Origin of the sequence: Micrococcus endophyticus (assembly GCF_014205115.1) — a bacterium.
Classification (GTDB): domain Bacteria; phylum Actinomycetota; class Actinomycetes; order Actinomycetales; family Micrococcaceae; genus Micrococcus; species Micrococcus endophyticus.
In genome coordinates this window covers 2,186,076-2,210,414 of sequence record NZ_JACHMW010000001.1, presented here as the reverse complement: position 1 = coordinate 2,210,414, position 24,339 = coordinate 2,186,076, and the positions used below count along the sequence as shown (strand labels likewise).

At 70.5% G+C, this 24,339-nt stretch carries 25 protein-coding genes and 1 pseudogene; 13 read left to right on the top strand and 13 right to left on the bottom strand.

What is annotated here, in order from left to right:
• Positions 1-155: 155 nt before the first annotated feature.
• On the bottom strand, positions 156-1,007 hold the full coding sequence (locus HDA33_RS10115) for a GIY-YIG nuclease family protein (RefSeq protein WP_184172964.1): 852 nt from the start codon (positions 1,005-1,007) through the stop codon (positions 156-158).
• Between the two features lie 152 nt (positions 1,008-1,159).
• On the opposite strand from HDA33_RS10115, the gene HDA33_RS10110 reads away from it, so the two are divergent.
• A complete protein-coding gene (locus tag HDA33_RS10110; protein WP_184172962.1) occupies positions 1,160-1,543 on the top strand; it encodes a DUF1963 domain-containing protein in 384 nt (127 codons plus the stop codon).
• A 42-nt stretch (positions 1,544-1,585) separates the two neighbouring features.
• Positions 1,586-1,861, top strand: a pseudogene (locus tag HDA33_RS12945) (DUF1963 domain-containing protein); the annotation flags it as partial.
• Positions 1,862-1,922: 61 nt separating this feature from the next.
• On the opposite strand, the gene HDA33_RS13040 reads toward HDA33_RS12945, so the two are convergent.
• From HDA33_RS13040 to dnaB, 4 genes are all read right to left on the bottom strand, one after another.
• Positions 1,923-2,069 (bottom strand): hypothetical protein, encoded by a 147-nt coding sequence (locus HDA33_RS13040; protein ID WP_338104333.1) that lies wholly within the window; start codon positions 2,067-2,069, stop codon positions 1,923-1,925.
• A gap of 383 nt (positions 2,070-2,452) precedes the next feature.
• Positions 2,453-2,746, bottom strand: a complete 294-nt coding sequence (locus HDA33_RS10095) for a helix-turn-helix domain-containing protein (RefSeq protein ID WP_184172958.1) — start codon at positions 2,744-2,746, stop codon at positions 2,453-2,455.
• 102 nt (positions 2,747-2,848) lie between these two features.
• Positions 2,849-3,784, bottom strand: a complete 936-nt coding sequence (locus HDA33_RS10090) for a hypothetical protein (RefSeq protein WP_184172956.1) — start codon at positions 3,782-3,784, stop codon at positions 2,849-2,851.
• Between the two features lie 102 nt (positions 3,785-3,886).
• Positions 3,887-5,275 (bottom strand): replicative DNA helicase, encoded by a 1,389-nt coding sequence (dnaB, locus tag HDA33_RS10085; protein ID WP_184172954.1) that lies wholly within the window; start codon positions 5,273-5,275, stop codon positions 3,887-3,889.
• 777 nt (positions 5,276-6,052) lie between these two features.
• On the opposite strand from dnaB, the gene HDA33_RS10080 reads away from it, so the two are divergent.
• From HDA33_RS10080 to HDA33_RS10065, 4 genes are read left to right on the top strand one after another with little or no spacing between them, the layout of a single operon-like run.
• Positions 6,053-7,234 carry a TAXI family TRAP transporter solute-binding subunit gene (locus tag HDA33_RS10080; RefSeq protein ID WP_184172952.1) on the top strand — a complete coding sequence of 394 codons (1,182 nt, stop codon included), beginning with the start codon at positions 6,053-6,055 and terminating at the stop codon, positions 7,232-7,234.
• Positions 7,231-9,324, top strand: coding sequence for a TRAP transporter permease (locus HDA33_RS10075; protein WP_184172950.1), 2,094 nt, complete (start codon positions 7,231-7,233; stop codon positions 9,322-9,324). Before HDA33_RS10080 ends, HDA33_RS10075 begins: the two co-directional genes overlap by 4 nt.
• A 47-nt stretch (positions 9,325-9,371) precedes the next feature.
• Positions 9,372-10,163 carry an enoyl-CoA hydratase/isomerase family protein gene (locus tag HDA33_RS10070; RefSeq protein ID WP_184172948.1) on the top strand — a complete coding sequence of 264 codons (792 nt, stop codon included), beginning with the start codon at positions 9,372-9,374 and terminating at the stop codon, positions 10,161-10,163.
• 29 nt (positions 10,164-10,192) lie between these two features.
• Entirely contained in the window at positions 10,193-11,062 is an 870-nt protein-coding gene (locus HDA33_RS10065; RefSeq protein ID WP_184172946.1) for a 3-hydroxyacyl-CoA dehydrogenase family protein, read from the top strand.
• Between the two features lie 5 nt (positions 11,063-11,067).
• On the opposite strand, the gene HDA33_RS10060 is transcribed toward HDA33_RS10065, so the two are convergent.
• Positions 11,068-11,973 carry a LysR substrate-binding domain-containing protein gene (locus HDA33_RS10060; protein ID WP_184172944.1) on the bottom strand — a complete coding sequence of 302 codons (906 nt, stop codon included), beginning with the start codon at positions 11,971-11,973 and terminating at the stop codon, positions 11,068-11,070.
• A 148-nt stretch (positions 11,974-12,121) separates the two neighbouring features.
• Here HDA33_RS10060 and HDA33_RS10055 point away from each other — a divergent pair, with 148 nt between their 5' ends.
• The 4 genes from HDA33_RS10055 to HDA33_RS10040 are packed head-to-tail and all read left to right on the top strand — an operon-like array spanning position 12,122 to position 16,307.
• On the top strand, positions 12,122-13,351 hold the full coding sequence (locus HDA33_RS10055; protein WP_184172942.1) for a CaiB/BaiF CoA transferase family protein: 1,230 nt from the start codon (positions 12,122-12,124) through the stop codon (positions 13,349-13,351).
• Entirely contained in the window at positions 13,348-13,800 is a 453-nt protein-coding gene (locus HDA33_RS10050) for an acyl-CoA thioesterase (RefSeq protein WP_184172940.1), read from the top strand. Before HDA33_RS10055 ends, HDA33_RS10050 begins: the two co-directional genes overlap by 4 nt.
• A 39-nt stretch (positions 13,801-13,839) precedes the next feature.
• On the top strand, positions 13,840-15,051 hold the full coding sequence (locus HDA33_RS10045; RefSeq protein ID WP_184172938.1) for an acyl-CoA dehydrogenase family protein: 1,212 nt from the start codon (positions 13,840-13,842) through the stop codon (positions 15,049-15,051).
• Positions 15,052-15,080: 29 nt separating this feature from the next.
• On the top strand, positions 15,081-16,307 hold the full coding sequence (locus HDA33_RS10040; RefSeq protein ID WP_184172936.1) for an acyl-CoA dehydrogenase family protein: 1,227 nt from the start codon (positions 15,081-15,083) through the stop codon (positions 16,305-16,307).
• A gap of 15 nt (positions 16,308-16,322) precedes the next feature.
• On the opposite strand, the gene rimK is transcribed toward HDA33_RS10040, so the two are convergent.
• Positions 16,323-17,558: a 30S ribosomal protein S6--L-glutamate ligase gene (gene rimK, locus HDA33_RS10035; RefSeq protein ID WP_184172934.1), complete on the bottom strand. Its 1,236-nt coding sequence runs from the start codon at positions 17,556-17,558 to the stop codon at positions 16,323-16,325.
• 27 nt (positions 17,559-17,585) lie between these two features.
• Here rimK and HDA33_RS10030 point away from each other — a divergent pair, with 27 nt between their 5' ends.
• The gene (locus HDA33_RS10030) at positions 17,586-18,116 is read left to right on the top strand and encodes an ATP-dependent zinc protease family protein (protein WP_338104332.1); all 531 of its coding nucleotides are present in this window, start codon (positions 17,586-17,588) and stop codon (positions 18,114-18,116) included.
• Complete coding sequence (locus tag HDA33_RS10025) at positions 18,113-19,228, top strand: succinylglutamate desuccinylase/aspartoacylase domain-containing protein (protein ID WP_184172932.1); 1,116 nt, start codon at positions 18,113-18,115, stop codon at positions 19,226-19,228. Before HDA33_RS10030 ends, HDA33_RS10025 begins: the two co-directional genes overlap by 4 nt.
• 31 nt (positions 19,229-19,259) lie before the next feature.
• On the opposite strand, the gene HDA33_RS10020 is transcribed toward HDA33_RS10025, so the two are convergent.
• The 5 genes from HDA33_RS10020 to rpsF all read right to left on the bottom strand — a co-directional run bounded on the left by HDA33_RS10020 (position 19,260) and on the right by rpsF (position 22,588).
• A complete protein-coding gene (locus HDA33_RS10020; protein WP_246416933.1) occupies positions 19,260-20,483 on the bottom strand; it encodes an MFS transporter in 1,224 nt (407 codons plus the stop codon).
• 101 nt (positions 20,484-20,584) lie between these two features.
• The gene (rplI, locus tag HDA33_RS10015) at positions 20,585-21,046 is read right to left on the bottom strand and encodes a 50S ribosomal protein L9 (protein ID WP_158492325.1); all 462 of its coding nucleotides are present in this window, start codon (positions 21,044-21,046) and stop codon (positions 20,585-20,587) included.
• 28 nt (positions 21,047-21,074) lie between these two features.
• Positions 21,075-21,314 (bottom strand): 30S ribosomal protein S18, encoded by a 240-nt coding sequence (gene rpsR, locus HDA33_RS10010; RefSeq protein ID WP_002857788.1) that lies wholly within the window; start codon positions 21,312-21,314, stop codon positions 21,075-21,077.
• A gap of 229 nt (positions 21,315-21,543) precedes the next feature.
• The gene (locus HDA33_RS10005; RefSeq protein ID WP_158493752.1) at positions 21,544-22,149 is read right to left on the bottom strand and encodes a single-stranded DNA-binding protein; all 606 of its coding nucleotides are present in this window, start codon (positions 22,147-22,149) and stop codon (positions 21,544-21,546) included.
• Positions 22,150-22,282: 133 nt separating this feature from the next.
• Positions 22,283-22,588 carry a 30S ribosomal protein S6 gene (rpsF, locus tag HDA33_RS10000; protein ID WP_158492327.1) on the bottom strand — a complete coding sequence of 102 codons (306 nt, stop codon included), beginning with the start codon at positions 22,586-22,588 and terminating at the stop codon, positions 22,283-22,285.
• Between the two features lie 158 nt (positions 22,589-22,746).
• Between rpsF and HDA33_RS09995 the strand changes: the two genes are divergently transcribed.
• Positions 22,747-23,346, top strand: coding sequence for a DUF1697 domain-containing protein (locus tag HDA33_RS09995; protein ID WP_184172928.1), 600 nt, complete (start codon positions 22,747-22,749; stop codon positions 23,344-23,346).
• 148 nt (positions 23,347-23,494) lie between these two features.
• Here the strand turns inward: HDA33_RS09995 and HDA33_RS09990 are convergent, their stop codons facing one another.
• Positions 23,495-24,265 (bottom strand): hypothetical protein, encoded by a 771-nt coding sequence (locus HDA33_RS09990; RefSeq protein ID WP_184172926.1) that lies wholly within the window; start codon positions 24,263-24,265, stop codon positions 23,495-23,497.
• Positions 24,266-24,339 lie beyond the last annotated feature (74 nt).

Sequence of the window (24,339 nt, the reverse complement as noted above, 5' to 3'; positions counted from 1 at the left end):
CCCGAGTGTCTCCCATGCCGACATCCTCACATCTCAGGCCCCATGGCGCGCCTTCGCGAGCATGGCCGCTCGGGCGGCTTGCAGATGCTCCGAGGCTCGGCGCGGGCATTCCATCCCCCGTCTGACGTCGCCTCCCCCTGGACAATGAAGTCCGTTCAGTTCCGGTTCAGCCCGAACCGGCGCGTCATCAGAGCCTCCTTGTAGTGCTTCTCCGCGGCGTCGATCTGGGCCTGCGGGGTATTGGAGCCGAACACGCGCAACAGGCTGAACGTGTACCGCTCCGGCTGGGTGGGATCGAGCTCCAGGGCATCCCGGAGGGCGACGTTTCCGCCATGCCCGTCACGGGCGTAGGCCTCCCACCGCCCGAGCACACCACGCTCACCGTCGGCCTTGCCCACGTAGCACTGGCCCGCGGTCTCATCGGCGATCAGGTAGATGCCGCGTACGGCCTGCAGGGCGGTGCGCCAGCCCGCGTAGCGGGTCTCGGTCACCATTGACTGCAGGTCCCCGTAGCTGAGCAGCACGTGGTCGAAGCCAGGGAACGCCTCGGTGGTGGGGTCGGCGATCTCCAGGACGGGGAACCGCGCCGCCAGGGGGCCGCGCTTGGCCCAGTTCACGGGGTCTGCGGACCACTCCACCACCAGGCGCTCCTCGAGGAACGCCAGCAGCGGCATCGGCACGACGTCGTAGAACCGACTCCGCTCCGTGCGCTCGGCCACCGCTTCACCCCGGTTCTCGTACACCGCGGTGAGGCGGGAGCGACGCCCGCCCTCCCCCATGAAGATCAGCCAGTAGCGGGCGGGCTCCTTCGGGAACTTCCCCACGTGGTGCTGCTCCCGCGTGTAGGCGAGCACGCGCTCCGGCGTGGCCGCGGCCCGCGACGGCAGCCCCGACTCCTTGTAGGTGTGGCGGATGGCCAGGACGTCATGCGGGTTGAGGCCCGCGGCGGCGAGGACGGCGCCGAGGGAGAGGACGAAGGGCTCGGGGACGGGCTGGGTGGACTCCATGGGACCCCATTCTGCTTGCCCTGCTTACCGCCGCCGGCAGGGCCCCTGGCCTATCCCCCGGGCCCCACCTGTGCCTCCAGTGGGCCGAGCACGACGGCGGCGGGCGCCGTCGGCATGACCGCGCAGCCGCACGCCGCCAGGAGGAGGAGTCCGTGTCCGAGGACGCAACCTACGAGCAGGACGACACCGACATCGTTCCGGCGGCGATCTCCCTGCCGGGGATTGAGCTGACCCTGGAGGAGTCCGCCCCTCTGCCGGTGACGGCCAGCAAGCTCGGCGGCGTCCCCTACCTCGCCCCGGACGCGGAGCAGCCGCGGGACGAGGACGGCGAGCCGCTGATGTTCTTGCTGCAGATCCGCTGCGAGGAGCTGCCGCCGAACGAATTCCTGCCGGAGTCCGGGCTGCTGCAGTTCTGGCACGGCACGGACGACCTGATGGGCGCGGACCTGGACGACCCGCTGGAGTCGGCGGTGGCGGTGCTGCACATAGAGGACCCGGACCAGTCCGTGACCGCGGAGGACGTGCTCGAGCGCTAGGAGGGGGGTGACGACTACACGCCGCTGCCCACGGGCACCACCGTGGAGGGCGGCGAGGCCCCCGAGCGAGAGTTCGCGCTGCGCTTCTCCCCCGCCGCCCCCACAGATCTCGAGCACGCAGCGGGCCACCGACTGGGCGGTCACGCCCTGTTCGTGCAGGAGGACCCGCGGCCGTGGGAGGACGAGCTGCGCCCGTACACCGTGCAGCTGCTCCAGCTGGACTCGGACGAGTCCGGCCTCTGCTAGGGCGACATGGGCGTCGGGCACTTCTTCGTCACCGAGGAGCAGGCGAAGGCCCGGGACTACTCCCAGGTGCTCTACACCTGGGACTTCTGCTGGCCCGCTCCTGCCAGACGTGACGACGACGGCACTCGCAGGCTCAGCCGCGCAGCTCGTCCTCCAGCACCAGCGCCGCTCTCAGCAGCTGCTCCTCCCGGCCGGGCCGGGCCACCAGCTGCACGGAGGCCGGGAGACGGCCCTCGCCGCCGCCCGGCACGGGGACCGCGAGGGCGGGCCAGCCGAGCAAGCTGAACGGGGTGGTGAGACTGAGCAGCGCCAGGACCGCGTCGGTCCAGCCGCCGCCGAACTCGCCGTTGCGCGCCCCTACCTCCGGGGCCGGGATCGGCCCGTGGGCAGGAGGAGCACGTCGTACCCGGTGAAACGGGTGTCCGCCTCCAGGGGGGGAAAATCAATCGTTTAACTGGAGCCCCTGCCTCCTCCCGACCCGCCACTCAAAGCGAGTGGTTCTTCTCGGTTGGGAATGATGCAACTGGACGCAGGAAAACATACCCCGAGCCGTCTACCCCAGTGACTCCCAGTTGCAAGATTTCTACATTAATGGACGCATACATCCACCGCGGTCGAATGAGCCTCGGTCATTAGCATTCCGTCCGCTGTGAACTCATTCGGTCACCCCTTGGAAAGATGCACCTTCCAATAGTAGGCCAACCGGCCATGATCGGTTACAGAAATATTCCTTCTTCGTTGATCCGAGTCATCCACGGTGTAAGTGACCAGCTGTGCTTGCTCCAACGATCGCACGCGAACGATCAACGGGGAAGGATTAGCATAGCCAAAGTCGGCATAATCGCTCGGGCTGCATGACCCGGCCTTCTCTCCAATAAGGGTTCCAAAAACCTTCCAGTCCGCCTTGGTAACATCATTGGCATAAGCGTCGTAAACTCGCTTTGATTCAGATAGCATTGAATCCCTAAACAAGAGATCACGCTCACTCGCCGATAAGTCTCGGAGCGCAGAAACGTCGGCATCGGCGGAATAGCGCTCAGCCAGGTTTAGCGAGTAGCGCTAGTTTTTCCCAATAATATTATAAAGGTCTGCGAACGCTTCCGCCGTCACAGGTGTAACCGCGTCTGCATCCTCTCTGAGTTCAGCCTCACGAGCCTGGATAACCTGAGGTGCCGCTTCATCCGCAAGGGGAGAAACCTCAATTGGATTAAGGAATACACCAGTCATTTTCGGACTTGCATACGCCGCTCGAACCATTCCTTCGGCACCCGTAATCATCCAACGCAGACCGGGGCGCTTAAATAATGGGTCGCGCAAAGGCTCCATGACATTTAGGGCGGTCCGACTATCCTGAAGCTCCTCCAGATTCTCCAGGAAAAGAATTACTCCGCCAGATTCCCGATCCGGGAAAAGGGAGGTAAGCCAATCATCAACCAAGGATATTAGGCCCGAATCGTCGAACCCCGAACCTTCATTAAGGGAACGGCTTTCGCCATAACCGGCACCCCCTCCATTTCCGAGGATGGACACGTTTACCTGACCACTGCGACTGACGAGCTCCGGCGAGTTCAACCAGCGGTTTACAGCATCGGACCCAGGCAGCTCTCTACCCTCTGCCATGAGCACCGGCGCCGATCGAAGAATAGTGCTGGCAACAACCCTCATCGCTCGTTTTTCAAACGATTCTCGCGTGTCTTCTGGCCGCAAGCTCAGCTTATGAATGGCGGGGAGGAACAGGGGTCCTCCATGACCCCTCCACTTACTGGCCTCAAATGCCGCGACGGCGGCCAGGCTCGTTTTGCCAACTCCATAGTCCCCTTCAAGCGCAACGACACTCGCACCGTCTACAAGATGCTGATGGATCTTCGCGAGTTCCATCTCCCTGCCGACAAGAAGTGCCCTACCGGAATCGCTGACTTCAATGGGATCAGTGGAGTAGAGATTGGCACGATAACCGAGCTGCCGCCATTTACTCTGAGGGAATAGATAATCCATATAAACTCACTCCATCGAAGATATCAACGCACGGGTGGCGTCACACGAAGGGCGGCCGGATAAATCAGGCCGTACTGCGCGGAGGAGCGCTGCTTCTGACGGTCAGAACCCCCCCGAACCCCCGCCATCCTGTGCGAGGTTGCTGAATCGACTGTAGTGACCCTGGAACCCCACCACAATGGTCTTGGTGGGCCCGTTGCGGTGCTTCGCCACGATCAGGTCCGCCTCGCCGGCGCGCGGGGACTCCTTGTCGTACACGTCCTCGCGGTGCAGCAGGATCACCATGTCCGCGTCCTGCTCGATCGAGCCGGACTCGCGCAGGTCGCTCACCTGGGGCCGCTTGTCCGTGCGCTGCTCCGAGCCACGGTTCAGCTGCGACAGCGCGATCACCGGCACGTCCAGCTCCTTGGCCAGGAGCTTCAGCGCACGCGAGAACTCCGCGACCTCCTGCTGGCGGGACTCGACCTTCTTGCCCGAGCTCATGAGCTGCAGGTAATCGAGCACCACCATCTTGAGATTGTTCTTCTGCTTGAGCCGACGGCACTTCGCGCGGATCTCCATCATGGTCATGTTGGGCGAGTCGTCGATGAAGAACGGCGCCTCGTTCAGCCGCCCCACGGTCGCCGCGATCTTGGACCACTGGTCGTCGCGGATGGTGCCCTTGCGCAGGTCCTGCAGCGCGATCGTCGCCTCGGCGCTCAGCAGCCTCATGGCGATCTCGTTCTTGCCCATCTCGAGGCTGAAGAACACGGTGGCCATGTTGTGGTGGATGGCGGCGGCCCGGGCGAAGTCGATCGCCAGGGTGGACTTGCCGACGGCGGGGCGCGCGGCGATCACGATCATCTGACCGCCGTGCAGGCCCTGGGTGAGCTCGTCGAAGTCGTAGAAGTCGGTGGGGACGCCCGTCAGGCCCTCGCCCTGGTTGCCGGCGGCCTCGATCTCGTCGACCGCGTGCTCCATGATCTCGGAGAGGCGCACGTAGTCCTCGGACTGGCGGTTCTCCGCCACCTTGTAGATCTCGGACTGGGCCTCGTTGACGATCTCCTCGACCTCGCCGTCGCCCTGATACCCGAGCTGGGTGATCTTGGTGCCGGCGGTGACGAGGCGGCGCAGCACGGCCTTCTCTGCCACGATCTCCGCGTAGAAGCTGGCGTTGGCGGCGGTGGGAACGGTCTGGATGAGCTCGTGCAGCACGGCGGGCCCGCCCACGCGGGAGAGCTCCTGGCGCTTGTTCAGCAGGTCCGCCACGGTGACGGCGTCCGCGGGCTCGCCGCGGCCGTAGAGGTCGATGATCGCCTCGTAGATCATCTCGTGGCTGGGGCGGTAGAAGTCGTGGCCGCGCAGCAGCTCGACGACGTCCGCGATCGCGTCCTTGGACAGCATCATGCCGCCCAGCACCGAGCGCTCCGCCTCCAGGTCCTGGGGCGGAAGGAACCGCTCAGAGGAACGGCCGCCGTCGTAGGAGCCCGAGTCTCCGTAGTCTTCAGTCAACTTCCGGAGACTCCCTTCCCACAGCCCGCACGACGACGGCCCTCGGCCGGTCTTCCCGGCCCCGATTCCTCTTGCACTCCCCGGCCCGTGCCGCCGCACCTCCCCCTGCTGGCGGACGCGCGACGAACCCCGGGCGACGCTGGGAGCGGATGCGCGCCTGTCAGTGGTCACCTGCGGCCAATACCCGCCCTCGCGTTGGGGATACCACGGGACACTACGCGCGGCGGGGAGGCGGAGCAACCGCGTTTCCCACAGCACGTGTGGACAACATGTGGATTCAGCGGCGTGTCGTGTGGATCCCCTGGGGACCACGCTGGGGACAACTCCCCCATCCCCGCCCCGACCGCGCTCTGACCTGCGACGATGCGATAGTACAGCCTGTGGGGAAAGTTTCCCTCCCGCCCACCGGCACCCGGTTTCCGACTTGACAGACGGCCCTTTGGCGCCTCCGTCACAGCGTCTGGCACAACGCTGTCCACACCTCGTCCACACTCTCCACACCTGTGGACAACGCGTGTGGACAACCGCCCCGCATCTGGGGACGGCCGAGTTGACGCACCCCCGTGCCCGGGCGTTCACTGCCCCGCCACCTCTGCGTCACCACTCCAGGCGCCCTCGGCGCTTCTGGCGACCGCCGTGTTTTGCTCTCATCTCTGTCCAGTCATTCTCTTTGCGCATCAGTGCCCTCTCTCTGTGGCGCGGATCACGCTTGACGTGCATCAATGGTCATCACGCCCGACCCACTCCGGTCGACGTCCCCCAGCGATTGGAACCCCCATGTCCCTGTCTCGCCGCAGCTTCCTCGGCGGCGCCGGCGCGCTCGCGGGCCTCGGCGCCTTGACGGCGTGTTCCCCCACGGACGGCTCCCAGCAGAGCGTGTGGTCCACCTACGGCGTGGGCACCGGCACGTACAACGACCTCGCGGCGGTGGCGAACACCCTCACGCAGGTCAACGGCCGCCAGGTGCGCCTCATGACCTCCTCCACCGGCATGGGCCGCATGGCCCCGCTGATCAACGGGACCGCCGACTTCGCCCGCTCCGGCGACGAGTACTACTACGCCTTCGAGGGCGACGACGAGTTCTGTTCGCCGACGTGGGGCCCTCAGCCCATCCGTCAGGTGTGGACGCCGCGCGGCAACTACGGCGTGCTCGTCCGGAAGGACAGCGGCATCGAGACCGTCGAGGATCTCGAGGGGCGCAACTACCCCAACCTCGTGGGTGCCACGTCCATCAACCGCAAGCTCGAGGCGTTCCTCAACTACGGCGGTCTCACCCGTGCGGACACGAACCTCGTCAACACCACCTACGCAGGCCAGATCGAGATGCTGAAGACCGGGCAGCTCGACGCGCTCTACCAGAACGTCGTGGGCTCCAACGTCGAGGAGCTCGCCTCCCAGTACCCCATCCGCTGGCTCGACCTGAGCAGTGAGGACCCCAGCCGCTTCGAGTCCTGGGAGCGCCTGGCCCCCATCGCCCGCCCGGGCAGGTTCACCGGCGGCGCCGGTCTCGCGAAGGGCGAGTCCGCGGTGAACATGCAGTACTCGATCCCCCTGACGACGCTGTCCACCCGGCCGGCGGACGAGGTCGCGCAGCTGGCCACCCAGATCCACGAGAACTTCGACCGCTACAAGGACGCCACGCAGGACGCCAAGATGTTCGCCCTGGACAAGATCATGTTCGACCCGATGGTCGTCCCGTTCCACGACGGCGCGCGGTCGGTGTTCCTGGACCTGGGGGTGTGGACGCCGCACATGCAGCGTCGGCACGAGGCCCTGCTGGACCGGGAGGGGCTCCTCCTCGACGCCTGGCCGCCGTTCCTCGAGCAGCACCGCGAGGACGATGCCGCCGCCCAGAAGTGGTTCGACTGGAAGCAGGAGAACCTTCCGGACCTGCCCCCCATCGAGGACCTCCCGGAGGACGACGCGTCCGCCGCCGACACGCAGGGAGACGACGCATGACCACGACCACCCCCGCCGACGCCATCGCGGTCACCCGGCGCAACCCCCGGCTGACGCCGTTCTGGAGCGTCGTCACGGTCGTCCTGACCGTACTGGGCGTCCTCGCGACCATGAACCAGGTGTTCTTCTGGAATCTGGGGGGTGTGACCCTGCTGGAGAACACGTTCCTGTATCTCCTCCTCGCCACCTTCCTCCCGATCATCTTCATCGTCACCCCTGCCACACACCGCCGCGGAGGACGAAAGGAGCGGCGCACCGCTCCTCCGCCCGGCACCGGGGCGATGCGGATCGTCGAGGCGGACCAGCCCACCGATCAGATGACCGACCGGCGCACCGGCGTCCCCTGGTACGACGTCGCACTCATCCTCCTCGTGGAGGTCTGCTGTCTGTACTTCGCGGCGAACGGCCTGGACATCCAGGAGTACGGGTGGGAGTGGAACGCCCCCCTCACCGCCACCGTGCTCTCAGTCGTGTTCTGGCTCCTGATCGTGGAGGTGCTGCGGCGGTCGGCGGGGTGGATCGTCGCGGCGCTGGCCCTGGTGTTCTCCCTGTACCCCATGATCGCCGGTCAGATCCCCATCGGGATCCTCCAGGGCATCGACTACGACGCCCTCACCCTGGCCCAGATCCACGCCATGGGGACCGAGTCCATCCTCGGCCTCCCCCTGCAGACCGCCGGGACGATCCTCGTCGGATTCCTCCTCTTCGGCACGGTCCTGCAGCACACCGGTGGAGCCGACTTCTTCCACAACGTCTCCACGGCACTCTTCGGGCGGTACCGCGGCGGCTCGGCCAAGGTGGCCGTGGCGTCCTCCGCCACCATGGGCATGATGTCCGGATCCGCGGTGTCCAACGTGCTGACCACCGGCCCCATGACCATCCCGGCGATGGTGCGCTCCGGGTTCACCCCGCGCGTCGCCGGAGCGGTCGAGGCCACCGCCTCGTCGGGCGGCTCCATCACGCCGCCCATCATGGGCACCGCGGCGTTCCTCATGGTGTCGTTCGTGGGCGTGCCGTACACCACCATCCTCGTCGCCGCGACGATCCCGGCGATCCTGTACTTCCTCGGCATCTTCCTGCAGGTGGACGCCTACTCGGCCGTCCACGGCCTGCGGGGGGTCCCCCGGGACCGCCTTCCGCGCCTCGGCCGGTCCCTCGTCGAGGGATGGCCCTACCTGACCGCGCTGGTCCTGCTGACCGTCCTGCTCTTCATCCTGGACTCCGAGGCGCAGGTCCCCTACTGGATCACCGGAGTCCTGCTGCTGATCGCCGTCCTCAGCCCCCGCGTGCGCATGGGCAGGCGCCAGTGGTTGGACCTGGCGGTGGACTGCGGCCGCACCCTCGCGCAGATCATCGGCATCATCGCCGGCGTCGGCCTGATCCTCGGCGGCCTCTCCGCCACGGGCGTCGCCCTGTCCCTCTCCCGCGACCTGCTGGCACTGGTCGGGGACAACGTGGTGCTGCTGCTCGTCGCCGGCGCCGCCGTCTGCTTCGTGCTCGGCATGGGCCTGACCATCTCCGCGGCCTACGTGTTCCTGGCCATCGTGATGGTCCCGGCCGTCGTCGCCCTCGGGGTGAACCCCCTCGCCGCGCACCTGTTCGTCATCTACTGGGCCTCGGTCTCCTACATCACCCCGCCCGTGGGCCTGGCCGCCTTCGCGGCGGCCGGCATCTCCAAGGCGTCTCCCATGGCGACCTGCGTCGAGGCCATGCGCCTCGGCGCGGTGAAGTACATCGTGCCGTTCGGCTTCGCCCTGAATCCGGCCCTGGTGGCCCAGGACGACCCCGGACGGGTCGCCGTGGCGTTCGTCTTCAGCCTGGTGGCGGTCTACGCCATCGCCGGCGCCCTGGGCGGCCACCTGGCCCTCGTGGAGCGCCGGGTGCCCCTGTGGGCCCGGGCGGCGCTCGTCGTCGGCGGCTTCATGATGTTCCTGCCGCAGATGTGGGTGACGCTGCTCGGCCTGGCCCTCACCGCCGTGGTGGTGGTGCTCGTCCGGCTGACCGTCCCCGGCGACCTGCCCCCGGAGCCGGTGGTGGACCCCGACGGGCTCACCGACGGCGTCGACCGCCCGGTCCCCGCCCACGTCTGAGCGCCGCGGCTCCCCGCACCGACCCGACCTGCCCCGAAGGAGATCCCATGAGCCCCGACCCCGCGACCCCCGCCGAGCCCCTGGTGCTGTTCACCACCGAGGACGGGATCGGCACGATGACGATCAACCGCCCCGCGGCACGCAACGCCATGGACCAGGCCGTGCAGGCCGCCGTCCGCGAGGTGCTCGACGAGGTGGAGCGGCGGGAGGACGTGCACGTCCTGATCGTCACCGGCGCCGGGGACAAGGCGTTCGTGGCGGGGGCGGACATCGGGGAGATCGCCTCCCGCGGCCCCCTGGACGGCCTGGCCGGGCGCATGCAGGGGCTGTACTCCCGGATGGCGGCCATGGAGACGCCCACCGTGGCCGCCGTGAACGGCTACGCCTTCGGGGGCGGCTGCGAGCTGGCCCTGGCCTGCGACGTCCGGATCGCCTCGGAGCGGGCGCAGTTCGCCCTCCCGGAGACCGGACTGGGCATCATGCCCGCCGCCGGGGGCTGTCAGCGCCTCGCCCGCCTGGTGGGCGTGGGGCACGCCACGGAGATGATCCTCACCGGCCGGCGCGTGCCGGCGGACGAGGCCCTGCGCATGGGCCTGGTCACCGCCGTCACCGCTCCGGAGGACCTCCTGGCCCGGGCCCGGGAGACCGCGGAGGCCATCGCCTCCCGCGGCCCCCTGGCCAACCGGCTGGCCAAGACGGTCATCGAGCGTGCCTTCGACGTGGACCGCGAGACCGGCCTGCTGCTGGAGCGCCTCTCCGTGGGCATCCTCTACGCCCACACCGAGCGGGACGAGGGCACGGCCGCCTTCTTCGACAAGCGCGCCCCCCGCTACCGCTGAGCCGCCCATACCCACATCAAGGAGCCCCCATGACCACCGAGATCCGCACCGTCGTCGTCCTCGGCGCCGGGACCATGGGGTCCCAGATCGCCGCCGTCTGCGCCCTGGCGGGGTACGGGACCTCCCTCGTCGACATCAGCCAGGACCAGCTGGACCGCGCCCGGACGCAGCTCGAGCAGCGTCTGTCCCGGGACGTGGAGAAGGACCGCCGCACGCGCGAGGACGTGGACGCCGCGTGGGACCGGCTCACCCTGACCACGGACCGCGACGCCGCCGCGGCCACGGCCGACCTGGTGATCGAGGCCGCCGTGGAGGACCTCTCCGTCAAGCGGACGATCTTCTCCGAGCTGGATGCCGTCTGCCCGGGCCACACGCTGCTGGTGACGAACTCCTCCAACATCGTCTCCTCGCGCGTCGCCGACGCCACGTCCCGGCCGGACAGGGTGTGCAACCTCCACTTCTTCAACCCGGCGCTCGTGATGGTCTGCGTGGAGGTCGTCCCCCATCCGGGGACCGCCCCGGAGACCGTGGACCGGATTGTCTCCTTCGTCGAGTCCCTCGGGAAGACGCCGGTGCGCCTCAAGCAGGAGATCCCCGGCTTCGTGGCCAACCGCCTCCTCGGTGCCCTCCGCCGGGAGGCCCTCGAGCTGTACGAGGCCGGCATCGCCGACTTCCAGGACATCGATGTGGCCGCGAAGACGGCCCTGGGCCACCCCATGGGCCCGTTCGAGCTGATGGACCTGGTGGGGATCGACGTCGTCCACCTGATCCGTCTGGCCGAGTACGAGCAGACCGGCGACCCCGCCTCCCTGCCGGCGGCCTCCATCAAGGAGAAGTACGAGGCCGGCGACTTCGGCCGGAAGACGGGGCGTGGCTGGTACGAGTACCCGCAGTCCTGACCGGCTCAGCCCGCCGCGGGGCGGGCCGGGAAGATCGCCGCGGCGATGCGGGTCACCCGCTCCACCGCCCGGTTGTCGTCGTGCTCCCGCCAGATCAGCCGCACCTCCAGCGGCGGTCCGGGCGGGTCGAGCGGCAGCCAGGCCACCCCGTCCGCGCCGATGTTGTCCCGCACCGAATCCAGCGTCAGCGCGATCCCGACGCCGGCGTCCACCAGGAGGGTCTGCGTCCACGAGTCGGGCGCGTGCTCCCGCACGCGGGGCACGAACCCGGCGGTGCGGGCCAGGCTCTGCAGGCGGTTGCTCAGGGCGGACATGGACCCGCCGGGCAGGGTGATCCACTCCTCCTCGGCCAGGTCCGCCATGGCCACCGAGGACGCCGAGGCCAGCCGATGCGTCCTGGGCATCGCCACGATCAGCCGCTCCCGCCCCACCAGGTAGGAGCGCACGTCCGCGGGAAGGAAGTCCCACCGACCCACGGAGAGGTCCAGGTCCCCGCTGATCACCCGCTCCAGACCCTGCGGGGAGAACTGGGAGCTGTGCAGCTCGAGGCGCACCCCCGGGCACCGGGCCCGCACCTCCCGCGCCAGCCGTGCCACGCTGCGGTTGATGGAGGCGCCGGCGAAGCCCAGGCGGACGACGCCTGTCTCCCCTGTCACGGCGCCGCGCACCGTGTCCCGGGCGCGCTCGGAGACAGCCACCAGCTCCCGCGCCACCTCCACGAGGGCCGCACCGGCCGGGGTCAGGGAGACGTGGCGCGTGCTGCGCTCGAACACCGGGGCGCCCAGGTCCTTCTCCAGCGCCTTGATCAGCCGGCTCAGGGCCGGTTGGGCCATGCGGAGTCGGGCAGCGGCCCGGCCGAAGTGCAGCTCCTCGGCGACGGCCAGGAAGGCCCTCGCGTGGTGGACGTCCACGTCCGTCCTCCTCGCTCCGTGCCGGGGCCGGGAGATCGATGCTGAGAGCGCATCGCCGACCTTCGGAATATGTATTAGACAGGATCTAATCACCCTGGTTTGGTGGTGTCCACACCGTGTCGGACATCACAGCGAGGAGAGCCCCCCGATGAGCACGCCCGGATCCCAGGCCGCGTCGCCACGACGACCGCTGGACGGCATCGTCGTCGCCGACTTCTCCCGCGTGCTCGCCGGGCCCTACGCCACCATGCTCCTGGCGGACATGGGCGCCACCGTCATCAAGGTGGAGTCCCCGGGCGGGGACGACACCCGCCTGTGGATGCCCCCGGAGCGGGACGGGATCGGGACCTACTACCTCTCGGTGAACCGCAACAAGAGCTCCATCGCCCTGGACCTGGCGGACGGGCAGGACCTGCGCACGGCGTACGCGATCCTGGACCGCGCCGACGTGTTCGTGGAGAACTTCAAGCCCGGCGGCCTGGCCCGGTTCGGCCTCGACCCCGAGTCCGTCCGCGAGCGCTGGCCCCGCCTCATCCACGCCAGCATCACCGGCTTCGGCACGGCAGGGGGCGCGTCCATGCCGGGGTACGACCTGCTCGTGCAGGGGATGTCGGGGTTCATGCACGTCACCGGCCACCCGGACGCGGACCCCCAGCGGGCCGGCGTGGCGATCTTCGACGTCGTCACCGGCCTGCACACCGCCGTCGGCATCCTGGCCGCCCTGCTGGAGCGGCAGGGCAGCGGGGACGGCCTGGGGCAGCATGTGGCCCTGAACCTGCTCTCCTCCGCCCTGTCCGGGCTCGTCAACCAGACCACGGGCTACGCGGCGGCGGGGGACAACCCCCAGCGGCTCGGCAACGACCACCCCAGCCTGTACCCCTACGGGCCGTTCCCCGCGGCGGACCAGGACCTCATCATCTGCGTGGGCAACGACCACCAGTTCGCCCGCCTCGTCCAGACCTTGGGCGTGCCGGAGCTGGCCGACGACCCGCGCTTCGAGTCCGTGCTGCTGCGCAACGAGAACCGGGACGAGCTGCGGATCCTGATGGCGGGGGCGCTCGCCGCCGGGACCGCCGACCACTGGTTCCGGCGCCTCCAGGCGGTGGGCGTGCCCTGCGCCCCGATCCTAGACATCGCCCAGGGCGTGCAGCGCGCCGACGACCTCGGGCTGGAGCCGGTGGTCCCGGTGGGCGCGCCCGGGACCCGTCAGGTCCCGCTGATCCGCAACCCCGTCTCCTTCAGCCGGACCCCCGTGGCCTATCCGAAGGCGCCCCCGCACCTGGACGAGGACGCCGCGGACGTCCGCGCCTGGCTCGAGGCCACCCCGGCCCGCCGGCACGACGGCGATCGGGCGGCCGACCCGGAGGCGGCCCGGTGAGCGGCGGCGTCTTCGAGTGCCCCGTCCCCGTCCGCTGGTCGGACCAGGACGCGAACGGCCACGTCAACAACGCACGCGTGGTGACCCTCCTCGAGGAGATCCGGATCGCGGCCTACCTGGCATGGCTGGACTCCACCCCGGACTCCGGGCTGCCCCGTGTGGTGCGCACCCTGACCGTGGACTTCCGCCGGGCCGTCCACCACCGCGGCGCCCTCACCGGCCGCCTGTGGGTGTCCCGGATCGGCGGCTCCTCGTTCGTCATGCAGCACGCCCTGGTTCAGGACGGGATCCCCGTGGTCACCGCGGAGGCCACGGTGGTGCAGCTCGAGCCGGACCACTCGCGCTCGCGGCCGCTGGAGGCGGACCTGCGCGGGATCCTCGAGTCCGTGCACCGTCCCGGGGTCACGGCCGCGGCCGATGCCCGCCCGACCACCGATTCCACCGACTGACCCCGGCGCACCGACGCCCCGCCGACAGGAGACCCCGACATGGCATCCCTCACCCCCGTCATCGAGCACCCGGACTTCCTCCTCCTGGACGAGGAGCTCGACGCCGACACGCTCGCCCTGCGGAACCGGGTGCGGTCCTTCGCGCTCGAGCACGTGGAGCCCGTGATCAACGACCACTGGGAGCGCGCCGAGTTCCCCTACGGGATCCTCCCGGCCCTGCGCGAGACCGGGATCGTGGGCACGTACATCCAGGGCTACGGCTGCCCGGGGATGTCGCGGCTGCAGGCCGGGATCGTGGCCAGGGAGATGGGCCGCGTGGACGGCTCGGTGAACACGTTCCTGGGCGTGCACGCCAACCTCGGCATGGGCTCCATCTACATCCTCGGCGACGAGGAGCAGCGCCAGCGCTGGCTGCCGGCGATGGCCCGCCTGGAGAAGACCGGCGCGTTCGCCCTGACCGAGCCCGCGCACGGGTCCGACTCCGTGTCCCTCGAGACGTCGGCCCGGCGGGACGGGGACTCGTGGATCATCGACGGCCACAAGCGCTGGATCGGCAACGGCGCCGCCGGCGACGTGATCGTCCTCTATGCCCGGGATGAGGCGGACGGCCAGGTCAAGGCGTTCGTGGTCGAGAAGGACGACGACGGCCGCTACCCGGAGGGCTACTCCCCCGAGGTGATCACCGGCAAGGTCGCCAAGCGGGCCATCCACCAGGCCGACATCCGGATCGAGGGCCTGCGCGTGCCGGAGGAGAACCGCCTGGCGAACTGCGAGTCCTTCGCGGGCGTCAACCGGGTCCTCAAGGCGACCCGCGGCGGCGCGTCCTGGGAGGCGCTGGGCCACGGCATGGCGGCCTTCGAGATCGCCGCCCGGTACTCCCTGGAGCGCGAGCAGTTCTCCGCCCCGATCGGCTCCTACCAGCTCGTGCAGGAGAAGCTGGCCACGATGCTCTCCGACCTCGTCTCGATGCAGCTGATGTGTCGGCGCATGGCCGAGCTCGCCGAGGACGACCGACTCACCGACCCGATGGCCTCCCTGGTCAAGATGACCACCTCGCGCAAGGCACTGGCCATGTGCCGCGAGGCCCGGGACATGCTGGCCGGCCAGGGCCTGCTGCTGGAGAACCACATCGCCCGGCACATGACGGACATGGAGGTCGTCTCCACCTACGAGGGCACCGACTCGATGCAGGCCCTCATCGTGGGACGCGAGATCACCGGCATCTCCGCCTTCACCCGCAAGCACCGCTGACCGACCCACCCCCCGAGAGGACACCGATCATGAGCACCCCCTTCCACGCCGAGTCCGACTCCTTCCTCGGCCGCGTCGACGTCGTCGGCCTGGACGCCCTGTTCTCCGAGCAGGAGAAGGCCACCGCGCTGGCCGTCCGCGCCTTCGTGGACGAGCACATCCGCCCGCACATCGCCTCCTGGTACGAGGACGCGGTCTTCCCGCGGGAGATCGTCCCGGAGATGGGCCGGCTCGGCGTCCTGGGCATGCCCTACACCGGCTACGGCTGCCCCGGCCGCTCCGCGGTGGAGTACGGGCTGGCCGCGCAGGAGCTCGAGGCCGGCGACTCCGGCCTGCGCACCTTCGTCTCCGTCCAGGGCTCCCTGGCCATGGGCGCGATCCACAAGCACGGCTCCGAGGAGCAGAAGGAGCACTGGCTGCCGCGGATGACGGCGGGCGAGGCGGTGGGCTGCTTCGGCCTCACCGAGCCCGGCGCCGGCTCCGATCCGGCGTCCATGACCACCACGGCCCGCCAGGAGGCCGGCGGGGACTGGGTCCTCAACGGGACCAAGCGGTGGATCGGGCTGGGGACCATCGCCGACGTCGCGATCGTCTGGGCCCAGACCGGGGAGATCGGGGACGGCCGCGGGGTCCGCGGCTTCGTGGTGCCCACGGACACCCCCGGCTTCACCGCCGAGGCCATCACGGGCAAGCTCTCCATGCGCGCCTCGATCCAGACGGAGCTGCACCTGGAGGACGTCCGCCTGCCTGCGGACGCGATCCTCCCGGCCGACTCCGCCGTCGGGCTCAAGGGCCCCTTCCAATGCCTCAACGAGGCCCGCTACGGGATCATCTGGGGCGCGATGGGCGCCGCCCGCGACTCCTTCGACGCCGTCCTCGACTACGCGATGCAGCGGCAGCAGTTCGGGGTGCCGCTGGCCTCCCACCAGCTGACGCAGGCCAAGCTCGCGGACATGGCCGTGGCCATCGGCAAGGGCTACCTGCTGGCGCACCAGATCGGCCGCGCCAAGGACGCCGGCCCGCTCACCCCCGCGATGATCTCCGCCGGCAAGCTGGACAACTGCCGCATGGCCATCGGGATCGCCCGGGACGCCCGCGAGATGCTCGGCGGCAACGGCATCACCCTGGAGCACTCGCCGCTGCGCCACGCGAACAACCTCGAGTCCGTGCGGACCTACGAGGGCACGGACGAGGTCCACCAGCTCACGCTCGGCCGGCACCTCACGGGCATCGGCGCGTTCGCCCCGGCCCGCTGAGCCCCGCGCCCGGGCTCAGGCGTCGTCGGCGGGCGCCTCGGGCGCCGGTGCCTCCTCGGCGACGGACGCGAGGATCGGGGTGGCCGGCAGCTTCCGCACGCGCTTGGGGCGGCGGGCGCGGGCGGGGATGAGGGCGCGCATGTTCTCGGTCTTGCCGAAGCAGAGCAGCCGGTCGCCCTCCTCGAGCGCCTTGGTGTCCGCGGGGTTGGGGAACACGGAGGTGCCGCGGTGCAGGGTGAGCACCTGCAGGTCCTTCGCGAGCAGCCCGGAGTCCTCGATGGACTGGCCCACCCACCCGGAGCCGGCGTGCACGGTGATCTCACCGACCCCGTACCCGGTGGACACGGCCAGGCGCTGGCGCACGTCGATGTCCGGGAAGCCGGCCTGATCCGCCACGTAGTCGATGATCGCGCCGGCCACGTCCAGGTCCGTGGCGGCCTCGATCCCCTGCAGCCCCGGCGAGGAGTTCACCTCCATGACCAGCGGGCCGTGCTCACCTTCGAGCATGTCCACGCCCGCCACGCGCAGACCCATGATGTGGGCCGCCCGCACGGCGGTCTCCGCGTACTCGGGCGAGAGCTCGACGCGCTCCACGGTGCCGCCGCGGTGCACGTTGGAGCGGAACTCGTCCCCCTGGGCCCGGCGGCGCATCGCGGCCACCACGCGGTCCCCCACCACGAGCGCGCGGATGTCCTTGCCCTTGGACTCCTCCACGAACCGCTGGATGAGCACCTGCTGGTTGGTGCCGTGCAGCGTCTCGATGATCGCCTCGGCCACCTTCTTGGTCGGCGCCAGGATCACACCGATGCCCTGGGTGCCCTCGAGCAGCTTGATCACCACGGGCGCCCCGCCCACCATGTCGATCGCCGTGGACACCTCGCCGCGGTTGCGCACGAACACGGTGGCGGGCATGTCGATCTCGTGGCGGGAGAGGATCTGCGTGGCCCGCAGCTTGTCCCGCGAGTTCATGATCCCGGCGGCCGTGTTGGGCGTGTAGACATCCATCTGCTCGAACTGGCGCACCACGGCGGTGCCGAAGTAGGTCACCGAGTTGCCGATGCGCGGCAGGATCGCGTCGTAGCCGGAGAGGGGGCGGCCGCGGAACATCAGATCGGGCTCGTCCGAGCTGAGGTCGATGCCGAAGCGCAGGGTGTCCAGGACCTTCACCTGGTGGCCGCGCTCGAGCGCGGCGGTCTTGAGTCGCTGCGTCGAGTAGGCGCGCAGGGAACGGGAGAGGATGGCGAGCTTCATGACCGCTTTCCTGGGAGGATGAGGGGCGTGTCTGAATCTAAGCACACGGCCCCGGCCCCCGACGGCATGCCCCCCATCGACGACGGCGCCGCCCGCCCGGGGCTGGTGGGCTGGCGCGAATGGGTCGGCCTGCCCGCCGCCCACACCCCCTGGCTCAAGGCCAAGATCGACACCGGCGCCCGCACCTCAGCGCTCCACGCCTTCGGCATCGAGCGGTTCACCCGCGACGGCGCCGCGTGGGTGCGGTTCGAGGTGCACCCGTGGCAGACCTCGGCCGCGGACGCGCGGACGGCCGAGCTGCCGGTGGCCGACCTGCGCACGGTCCGCTCCTCGAACGGCAAGGCGCAGCAGCGCGTCGTCGTCGTGATGCCGCTGACCCTGGCCGGCCGCACGATCGAGGCGGAGGTGACCCTGACCCACCGGGACGAGATGGGCTTCCGCATGCTCGTGGGGCGCACCGCGCTGGCCGCCGGCGGCCTCCTCGTGGACCCCGCCGCCTCGTACGTGGGCGGGCAGCCGCCGCGCGGCGTGCGGCGCCGGAACAGGGGACGCGCGTGAGCCGTCGCCCCGCCCGCGCCCCCTTCGCGTTCGGCGGGGTCGAGATCCTGGCCGGCCGCCGCCACGAGCTGTCCCTGCCGATCTCCCAGCTCGTCACCGGCGCGGACGTCACCCTGCCCGTGCACGTGCTGCACGGCCGCCAGGACGGGCCCACCGTGTGGGTCTCCGCCGCGATCCACGGGAACGAGGTGGCCGGCATCGAGATCGTCCGCCGCGTCCTGGAGCGCCTGCAGCCCAAGCACCTGCGCGGCACCCTGCTGGCCGTGCCCATCGTCAACGTGCTCGGCGTGATGGCCGGGGACCGCTATCTGCCGGACCGCCGCGACCTGAACCGCTCCTTCCCCGGCTCCGCCCGGGGCTCGCTCGCCTCGCGCATCGCGCACCTGATGATGACCGAGGTGATCGGCCGCTGCACGGTGGGCATCGACCTGCACACCGGCGCGGACCGCCGCTCCAACCTGCCGCAGATCCGGTGCGACCTGGAGGACCCCCAAACCCGCGCGCTCGCCGAGGCGTTCGGCGCCCCCGTGCTCTTCCACGCCCGCCTGCGGGACGGCTCCCTGCGCGCCGCGGCCCGCGAGACTGGCGCGCGCGTTCTCCTCTACGAGGCCGGCGAGGCCTGGCGGTTCGACGAGTACGCGATCGCCCCCGGCGTGGACGGGGTCCTGCGCGTGCTCGCCGCCCTGGACATGGTGGACCCCGCGGACGTCGGGCTCACCGAGCCCGGGCCGGACACCGTCGTCGACGCCCCCGGACCGCTGCCCGGCGAGGTCCCCGAGGAGCGGACCACGGACGTGCCCGAGGCGACCGACGCCACCGGCGAGGACACCGCCGCCGTCCACCCCGACGTCGTCGACGGCGAGCAGGACGCCCCCTACCTGGTGTGGCAGTCCACGTGGGTGCGCGCCCGCGCGGACGGCCTCGTGCACCTGCACGTCGCGCTCGGCGAACGCGTGAGCGCCGGGGACCGCATCGGCGCGCTCTACAACTCGTTCGGCCGCCGCCTCGCGCACGTGAAGGCCGAGCTGACCGGCGTGGTCATCGGCCGCACCGAGGCACCCCTGGTGCACCGCGGCGACGCCCTCGTGCATATCGGAGGATGGGACGCATGAGCACCACCACGCCACGAGGCCCCGGCCCCGCTCAGGCCGGGGACGGGCGCCGGGCGATGGCCCGGCCGCCGTGCACGAGCCGGTAGTAGAGCATCAACGCCACCCCGACGCCGCCGGAGAGCAGGTACATCACCGGGATCCCGACGGCGGCCGCCACCGCGCCGAGCACCATGGGGCCGAGGCCGGTGCCGAGGTCCAGGAGCAGGAAGAACGTGCCCGTGGCGACGCCGATCTCGGTGGGCCGGACCACCTTGATCGCGATGGTCTGGAACACGCTCACCACGGGCCGGTAGGTCAGCCCCAGCAGGGCGCCGGCCACGAGCATGCCCGCCGGCTCCCGCCACAGCGCCAGCACCGCGTAGGAGACGGCCATGCCCGCGAGGATCGGGTAGACGACGGCGTTGTCCCCGTGCCGGTCGTGCAGCACGCCCAGGACGGCGCGGCCCACGAGGGTGCCCGCGGCGAAGAGCAGGAAGAACAGGCTCGGCACCATCGCCGGGTAGCCCTGCTGCTGCGCGAACGTGGCCATGAACGCGAGGATGCCGCCGTACATGAACCCGGAGGCCAGGGCCACGCCCGCCGCCGGTGCCACCTCCGCGGAGAACACGTCCGCCCGGTGCAGCCGGAACCGGCCCGTCCGCGGTGGCTCGGGCACGCGCAGGAACAGGGCGATCAGCAGGGCCATGCCCGTGAAGCCGATGCACGCCCGGAACAGGGCGTCGTAGCCGAGGGTGGTGCTCAGCTGCAGGGCCACCATCGGCCCGACGGCGCCCGCGAGCGTCATGGACGTGGAGAACCAGCCGGTGCCCTCGGAGCGGCGCACGGGCGGGACGATCCGCTGCACGGCCGTGGCCAGCACGGTGCCGGCCGCGCCGAAGCACATGCCGTTGAGCAGGCGTACCGCGGTCAGTGCGGCCAGGGAGTCCGCCCAGAGGTACGCCGCCGTCGTGAGGACGTAGCAGGCCAAGGCGACGAGCAGGACCCGCCGCCGCCCCCACGCGAAGGTGGCGGGCGTCGTCGTCATGCGGGTGAGGACCGCGCCCAGCACGAACGCCCCCACCACGACGCCGGCCTCCGCGTCCGACGCGCCGAAGGACGTGACGGCGTAGAGCGCCATCGCGGTCATGAGCGTGTAGAAGATCATCGCCACGAACAGGTAGGTGGCGCTGACGAGGATGAACGGGCGCGTCCACAGCGGCGGGCGCGGGGCCGCCGTCGAGCCGGCGGGGTCGGAGGGCGGTGGGGCGGAGGGCATGGCCTCCATGTTCCCCCACGCCACGAGGCCCCGGCCCGCTCGTGAAGAGCGGACCGGGGCCTCGGGTGCGTCGCGTGCGCGACGGGCTCAGAAGAGGATGATCACTTCTTGGCCTTGGCGGCGACGACCTGCAGGTCGACGACGGCCACGACGTCCTCGTGCAGGCGCACCTGCGCCTGGTGGTTGCCCACGGACTTGATGTGCGCCGGCAGGGTCACCGCGCGCTTGTCCACGGAGCCGAGGCCGGCGGCCTCGATCGCCTCGGCGACGTCGGCGGCCTGGACGGCGCCGAAGAGGCGACCCTCCGCACCGGCGGTGCGCTCGAGCTTCACGGTGGCGGACTGGAGCTTCTCGGCCTGGGCCTGAGCGTCCTCCAGGTTCGCCACGGCGCGGGCCGCGCGGGCCTTCTGCAGGGACTCGACCTGCTTCTCCCCGCCCTTGGTCCACACGGTGGCGAAACCGCGCGGGAGCAGGTAGTTGCGGGCGTACCCGTTCTTGACCTCGACCACGTCACCGGAGGTGCCGAGACCGGTCACTTCCTGGGTCAGGATGAGCTTTGCCATCTGGGTGTTCCTTCCTTCGCTCGCTCGATCAGCCGCGGCCGGCGCCGGCGTACGGCAGCAGGGCCACCTCGCGCGCGTTCTTGACGGCCTGGGCGATCTTGCGCTGCTCCTGGACGGTCACGCCGGTCACGCGACGGGCGCGGATCTTCCCGCGGTCGGAGATGAACTTGCGCAGCAGGGCCACGTCCTTGTAGTCGATCTCGGTGATCTTGGCGGCCTTGAGCGGGTTGGACTTCGGTTTGGGCTTGCGGAGTTCAGCCTTCGCCATCGTGGTGCTCCTTCAGAGTTCTCTGGAGCCCGCAGAACGGTTCTGCGGGATGGGATCACGCGGTGTCCCGTGCGGCGCACGGGGCCGTGTGCGGTGCGGCCCGGCGGTGCCGGGTCGCGGGGTGGGCCGCGGTGGCGGCCCTCCGGGCGACGTGCGCCCGGACGGAGAGGTCCGTGTGGTCCGTGTCCGGCGCGGCCCCGGGGAGGGGCCGCGGCCGGTCAGCGCAGGATCAGAACGGGGGCTCGTTGGAGGACGGGGTGTCCCATCCGCCGCCACCGCCGCCGCCGGACCAGGGGTCCTGCGGTGCGGCCTGGCCGCCGCCCTGCTGCTGGCCGCCCCAGCCGCCGCCCTGAGGGGCGCCGCCGAAGCCGCCGTCGTTGTTCCCGCCGAAGCCGCCGCCGGCCGGGGCGCCGCCGAAGCCGCCCCCCTGCTGGCCGCCGCCGAAGCCGCCGCCACCGCCGCCACCGCTGCGCTGGGCGCGGGTGACCTTGGCCGTGGCGAACTTCAGGGCCGGGCCGACCTCGTCCACGTCCAGCTCCCAGCTGGTGCGGCGGTTGCCGTCCCGGTCGTCGTAGGAGCGCGCCTTGAGGCGGCCCTGCACGATCACGCGCATGCCCTTGGTCAGCGACTCCGCCACGTTCTCCGCGGCCTCGCGCCAGACCGAGCAGCGCAGGAACAGCGCTTCGCCGTCCTTCCACTCGTTGGTCTGACGGTCGAACGTGCGGGGCGTGGACGCGACGGTGAAGTTCGCGACGGCCGCGCCGTTCGGGGTGAAGCGCAGCTCGGGGTCGGCGGTGAGGTTGCCGACCACGGTGATGACGGTCTCGCCTGCCATGGTCACTCCTGTCTTCGGGGGTTCTTCCGTCCGTCCGCCGGATCAGGGGATCCGGTGTGCGGGCGGCGGGGTTCCGGTGGGGGCGTCGGGGACTGATCCGATGCTCTCAGACCCGCCGGACACGGTACGAGGATCACTCAGCGGTGATCTTCTGCTCCTCCGGACGGATGATCTTGGTGCGCAGGATCGTCTCGTTGAGGTTCAGCAGACGGTCCAGCTCCTGGGTGGCGGCCGGCTCCGAGTGGAAGTCGACGACCACGTAGATGGCCTCGGACTTCTTCTGGATCTCGTAGGCGGTCTTGCGGCGACCCCACACGTCGACCTTGTCGACGGTGCCGCCGGCGTTCGTGACGACCTCGAGGTACTTCTTGAGGGTCGGCTCCACGGTGCGCTCGTCGACCTCAGGGTCGATCAGCACCATCAGCTCATAAGCACGCATGCGAACCCACCTCCTCTGGGCTTGCGGCCGCGGTCTCTCCGCGGCAGGAGGTTCTGTGCTCGTCGTCCGTGCGATGCTCCGCGCTCTTCGGCGGCACACAGACAACCTGATCCACTCTACCACCGTCAGGGAAGGCCTCCGGCTGGGAGGATCGGGCCATGAGCGAGCACCCCGCCTCCCCCACCCACGTCCTGCTGCTGCGCGCCGTGAACGTGGGCGGCCGCAACAGGGTCCCGAAGGCGGATCTCGCGGAGCTGGCCGCCGAGGCCGGGCTCGCGGACGTGGCTGTCCCCCTGAACTCGGGCAACGTGCTCGGCACGCCGGACGCCGGAGACCACGTCGACGACGTCGCCGCGCGCCTGCGCACCCTCCTGACGGAGCGCCTCGGGGTGGACACGTCCGTGCACGCCGCCGCGCGCACAGAGCTGTCGGCCCTGGTGGACGGCCTGCTGGCCTCGGACCTGCTCGCGCCGGGCGAGACCCTGGACTCGGTGGACTCCAAGGCCGTCCACCTCGTGCTGCTGGACACAGTGCCGCACCCCGAGGCGGGCGAGGCCCTGGCCGCGGTGGACGCCGGGGACGACCGCGCCGTCGTCGTGGGCCGGGGCGTGTGGGTCCGCTATGCGGGGCCCTCGCACTCCTCCCGCCTGGGGCTGCCGCGGATCGAGCGCGCGGCCTCGGGTGACGCGCCGCCGGCGCAGCGCCGCGTGGGGACGGCCCGCAACCTCGCGACCGTGCGGGTCCTCGCCGACCGCTGACCCGATCCCCCGCCCCGTGGGGCCAACCCACGCCCACCCCCGTGGTACCGGCCCATGCCCACCCCCCTCCCTGCCCTGGGCGCACTACTGCCAAGTAGATCTCGACGTACCTGGCAGTAGTGCGCCCGGCCTCACCGTCGCCCGCCCATCACGCACCGCCGCGCGTCGTGAGGAGCCGCTGCAGGCGCGCCATGAACCGCGCCCACTCCCCCGCGCCGAACACCGCGCTGTCGACGCGCACCGTCTCGACCCCCACATCGCGCAGCTCCTCGTCGCGTCGCATGTCCCTGCGGTACTGGCGGGCTCGGGAGAAGTGATGCTCGCCCTCGAACTGGAGCGCGACCTTCGCCGCCGCGAAGTAGAGGTCCACCGGCGTGGAGCGGAGGATCCGACCCCACGCATCCCAGACGAGCGGGACCTCGGGGTTCACCTGCGGCTCGGGGAAGCCGGCGCCCACGAGCCGCACCCGCAGGCGCGTCTCCTGCGGCGAGTCGGACCGCTCCCTCAGGTGCGGCAGGGCCTCGCCGAGCAGGCGCCATCCCGTGACGCCTCGAGCCTCGGCGACGGCGACGCCCAGGTCCGCGAGGCTCGAGAGCGGGTGCTGGCGCCCGGCCGCCACCTCGCCGCCGGGCCCGTCGCGCCGGCGCAGCAGCGCGTCCCCCGCGACGATGAGGTCCTCCCGGGTGAGCCCCATGGACGCCAGGTCCGTCCACGTCCGCTCCGGCGTGGTCACGGTGAAGGACTTGTCACCGACGCCCAGCACAGTCAGTCCGGTGGCCGGATCGATCCGGATCCGGTGGCCGGCCACCCCGGCGATGCGGGGCTGCGAACCGGGCCGCACGCGCGACAGGTGAACCCGCTGCTCCGCCTCGGCGGGCAGCCACATCCCCCAGGCCTGAGCCGCCGAGGCGTGGCTCACGACCAGGCTCCGGTCTCGACGGGCATGGGCAAGAGCGACGTCGAGCGGGGCCGCAGGCACATTCCGACGACGAC

Coding starts and splice junctions, on each gene's coding strand:
- HDA33_RS10115 (WP_184172964.1), bottom strand. CDS start 1,007: ATGGAGTCCACCCAGCCCGTCCCCGAGCCCTTCGTCCTCTCCCTCGGC.
- HDA33_RS10095 (WP_184172958.1), bottom strand. CDS start 2,746: ATGCTATCTGAATCAAAGCGAGTTTACGACGCTTATGCCAATGATGTT.
- HDA33_RS10090 (WP_184172956.1), bottom strand. CDS start 3,784: ATGGATTATCTATTCCCTCAGAGTAAATGGCGGCAGCTCGGTTATCGT.
- HDA33_RS10080 (WP_184172952.1), top strand. CDS start 6,053: ATGTCCCTGTCTCGCCGCAGCTTCCTCGGCGGCGCCGGCGCGCTCGCG.
- HDA33_RS10075 (WP_184172950.1), top strand. CDS start 7,231: ATGACCACGACCACCCCCGCCGACGCCATCGCGGTCACCCGGCGCAAC.
- HDA33_RS10070 (WP_184172948.1), top strand. CDS start 9,372: ATGAGCCCCGACCCCGCGACCCCCGCCGAGCCCCTGGTGCTGTTCACC.
- HDA33_RS10065 (WP_184172946.1), top strand. CDS start 10,193: ATGACCACCGAGATCCGCACCGTCGTCGTCCTCGGCGCCGGGACCATG.
- HDA33_RS10055 (WP_184172942.1), top strand. CDS start 12,122: ATGAGCACGCCCGGATCCCAGGCCGCGTCGCCACGACGACCGCTGGAC.
- HDA33_RS10045 (WP_184172938.1), top strand. CDS start 13,840: ATGGCATCCCTCACCCCCGTCATCGAGCACCCGGACTTCCTCCTCCTG.
- HDA33_RS10040 (WP_184172936.1), top strand. CDS start 15,081: ATGAGCACCCCCTTCCACGCCGAGTCCGACTCCTTCCTCGGCCGCGTC.
- rimK (WP_184172934.1), bottom strand. CDS start 17,558: ATGAAGCTCGCCATCCTCTCCCGTTCCCTGCGCGCCTACTCGACGCAG.
- HDA33_RS10020 (WP_246416933.1), bottom strand. CDS start 20,483: ATGCCCTCCGCCCCACCGCCCTCCGACCCCGCCGGCTCGACGGCGGCC.
- rplI (WP_158492325.1), bottom strand. CDS start 21,046: ATGGCAAAGCTCATCCTGACCCAGGAAGTGACCGGTCTCGGCACCTCC.
- rpsR (WP_002857788.1), bottom strand. CDS start 21,314: ATGGCGAAGGCTGAACTCCGCAAGCCCAAACCGAAGTCCAACCCGCTC.
- HDA33_RS10005 (WP_158493752.1), bottom strand. CDS start 22,149: ATGGCAGGCGAGACCGTCATCACCGTGGTCGGCAACCTCACCGCCGAC.
- rpsF (WP_158492327.1), bottom strand. CDS start 22,588: ATGCGTGCTTATGAGCTGATGGTGCTGATCGACCCTGAGGTCGACGAG.
- HDA33_RS09995 (WP_184172928.1), top strand. CDS start 22,747: ATGAGCGAGCACCCCGCCTCCCCCACCCACGTCCTGCTGCTGCGCGCC.